The sequence below is a fragment of the Mesorhizobium sp. M7D.F.Ca.US.004.03.1.1 genome (assembly GCF_003998635.1).
Lineage (GTDB): Bacteria > Pseudomonadota > Alphaproteobacteria > Rhizobiales > Rhizobiaceae > Mesorhizobium > Mesorhizobium loti.
Window position 1 is genome coordinate 1 of record NZ_RZQG01000676.1, and the last position, 3,302, is coordinate 3,302.

At 65.2% G+C, this 3,302-nt stretch carries 3 protein-coding genes; all 3 read left to right on the forward strand.

Features of this window, described 5'->3' with window-relative positions:
* Positions 1 to 2,028, forward strand: a 2,028-nt coding sequence (locus EN935_RS27810; RefSeq protein WP_127373831.1) for a glycine cleavage T C-terminal barrel domain-containing protein, incomplete at its 5' end; no start/stop codon positions are given.
* Positions 2,021 to 2,608: a sarcosine oxidase subunit gamma gene (locus EN935_RS27815; protein WP_127265770.1), complete on the forward strand. Its 588-nt coding sequence runs from the start codon at positions 2,021 to 2,023 to the stop codon at positions 2,606 to 2,608. The genes EN935_RS27810 and EN935_RS27815, both read left to right, overlap by 8 nt.
* Before the next feature lie 174 nt (positions 2,609 to 2,782).
* On the forward strand, positions 2,783 to 3,302 hold a 520-nt coding region (locus tag EN935_RS27820), incomplete at its 3' end, for an MFS transporter (protein ID WP_127373832.1).

A 3,302-nucleotide genomic window follows, 5' to 3' on the forward strand; every position in this document is an offset into this window, starting at 1 on the left:
TTCGGCGTGCTGCCGGGCGAGCGGATCGCGCTGTTCACCAACAATGACAGCGCCTATCGGGCGGCCGTCGCCTTGAAGAAAGCTGGTGCCGCGGTCGTCGCCATCGCCGATGTCAGGCCGGAACTTTCGCCGGAGATGCGCAGGCTGGCCGCGGAAGCCGAGGCTGAGATCTTCGCCGGCCATGCCGTCGTCGCCACCGAAGGCGGCAAGGCGCTGTCCGGCCTCAAGCTGCAACGCTTCGACATGACCAATGGCGCGCTCATCGGCGATGCACGCAGCATCCATGCCGATTGCCTGCTGATGTCGGGCGGCTGGTCGCCGACCATCCATCTGGCCAGCCAGGCCGGCGCCAAGGCGGAATGGAATGCCGCGCGGCAGGCCTTCCTGCCGCCGAAACCAACGCAGCAATGGATCGGCGCCGGCGCCTTCACCGGCAGTTTTTCGACGCTCGAAGCGCTCGCCGAAGGACGCGCCGCCGGTCTGGCTGCGGCCGGTGGACAGAGCACGCCTTCTGTATTGCCGGTGGTAGAAGCCGTGCCCGGTGATCCCGATCCCGCCCCGGTGTTCGAGATCAGGGCCAAGGGCAAGAGCTTTGTCGATTTCCAGCACGACGTGACAGCCGAGGACGTCCGGCTAGCGCATCGCGAAGGCTTCGTCTCGGTCGAGCATCTGAAGCGCTACACCACGCTCGGCATGGCGACCGACCAGGGCAAGAGCTCCAACGTCCCTGGCCTTGCCATCATGGCCGAAGCGCTGGGCAAGCCGATCCCCGAGGTCGGCACGACGCGCTTCCGGCCACCCTTTGCGCCCGTGTCGATCGGCTCGCTGGCTGCGGAACGCTTCGGCGACCTGAAGCCCGAGCGGCTGACGCCGATGCATGACTGGCATCTCGCCAATGGCGCCACGATGTATTCCGCCGGCCTCTGGTACCGCCCGATGATCTATGGCCATGCCGGCGAGACGGTCGAGCAGGCCTATGTGCGGGAAGCCAAGGCGACACGCGACAGCGCCGGCATCGTCGATGTCTCGACGCTGGGCAAAATTGCCGTACAAGGGCCCGACGCCGCCCTATTCCTCGACCGCGTCTACACCAACATGTTTTCGACGCTGGCCGTCGGCAAGGCACGCTACGGTCTGATGCTGCGCGAGGACGGCCTAGCCTTCGACGACGGCACCACCTGGCGGCTCGGCGAGCAGGATTTCCTGATGACCACCACCACGGCCAATGCCGGCAAGGTGATGCAGCATCTGGAATATTTCCTCGACGTGATCTGGCCGGAGCTCAAGGTCCACGTCGCCTCGGTGACCGACGAATGGGCAGGCGCCGCGATCGGTGGGCCAAAGGCTAGGGAGATCCTCGCCAAATGTGTCACCGGCACATCGGTCGACAATGCCACCCTGCCCTTCATGGGCATCGTGCGCGGCGAGATAGCAGGCGTGCCGGTAATGATCTGCCGGCTGTCCTTCTCCGGTGAAATGGCGTTCGAGGTCTATTCCGGCGCCGGCTACGGCACCCATGTCTGGGAAGCGCTTGTTGAAGCCGGCAAGCCGTTCGGGCTGGTTACCTACGGGCTCGAGGCGCTGGGCACGATGCGCATCGAAAAGGGTCATGTCACCGGCGCCGAGATCGACGGCCGCACCACGGCGCGCGACCTGCATCTCGACTGGATGCTGTCGAAGAAGAAGCCGTTCATCGGCTCGGCGATGATGGATCGCGAAGGCCTGATCGCGTCTGACCGTCTGGAACTGGTCGGCCTGATTTCGCTCGACAACAAGCCGCTCAACGGTGGCGCTCACATCGTCGAAGAGGTTGACGAAGCCAATCCGCACGGCTCGATCGGCCACATCACCGCCTGCTGCTACTCGCCGGCGCTCGGCAAGCATATCGCGCTGGCACTGGTCAAGGGCGGCAAGGCACGGCGCGGCACGCGCGCCCACGTCTCCGACCCCTTGCGCAACCGGTTCGGACCGGTCGAGATCGTCTCCAACCACTTCTTCGACCCGGACGGGAGCCGCATGCATGGTTGAGCGCCAATCACCGCTTGAGCCGGAATTTCACGTCGGCTCGCATGGCAATTTCGAGCACGGCGTCGAAATCATACTGACCGAGACCAGGCCCGGCTCGATTGTGCAGCTCGCCGCTTGGCCGGGCGAGGAGAAGAGGCTGATTGCAGCCATCCGCACCGTCACCGGGCTTGCTCTGCCCGATGGCGCCGGCGGTGGCCTGAGCGACGGCGTGAAGTCGGTGTTCGGCTTCGCGCCGGGAAAGTTCACTGTTGCCGACGAGGCCGAAGGGCTGGCCGCGGCCTTTGCCAAAGTGGTGACCCCGGCAATTGGTACGGTGACTGACCTGTCGCATGGTCGCACCGCCGTTCGTATTGCCGGGCCGAAGGCCGAATGGGTGCTGGCGAAATTCTTCGCCATCGACTTTTCGCTGCCGGCCTTTCCGGTTGGCGCCGGCCGCTCGACCGCCCATCACGATGTCTTCGCCCAGATCCAGCGCACCGGCGCCGACCAGTTCGACATCTACGTCTTCCGCTCGTTCGCACGCTCGTTCTGGAAGGCGCTCTGCCATGCCAGCGAGGAAGTCGGCTACGAGGTGCAGTAAGCGGCGCGGCCTGACGGCCGCATCGCTTCTGCTTCTGGCATCAAGGCCAGCCGGTTCTGCCGCTAGAGAATCGTGCCGCAGGCGCCCATGGTGGAAATATGGGGCCGCCCAACCGGCCCAAGGGATGAAAATCCCGTCTCACAGTCGGCACATTCGTTTGGTTCGAACATCTCCATGACCGCTGAACTATCCGCCGGCGCCACGGATCGCGCCGATGTGCCGGCCAGAGCCTTGCTCCTGCTGCCGCTGACGGTCGCCTGCGGTGTCTTCATGACCAGCCTCGACCAGAATGTCGTGGTGACGGCGCTGCCGGGCATCAGCGAAAGCCTCGGCCGTCCGCCAAGCCAGCTCGGCCTGCTCATCACTGTCTATGTCGCCAGCCTGATCATCTCGATGCCGCTTGGCGGTTGGGCCGCCGACCGCTTCGGCCTGCGCAACGTCTACTGCTTTGCCTTGCTGGTGTTCGCCGCCTCGTCGGCCCTGTGCGGACTGTCGAACGATATCCGGATGCTGGTTGGCGCCCGCGCACTGCAAGGCTTTGGCGGCGCCTTGATGGGCACGCTCGGCCAGGTCGTCATCCTCTCGACCTTTCCGCGCAGCCGCACGCTCAAGATCAACATGTATATCTCGCTGGCCGGCCAATCCGGACCGCTGGTCGGCCCGCTCGTCGGCGGCGCGCTGACCACCTACATTT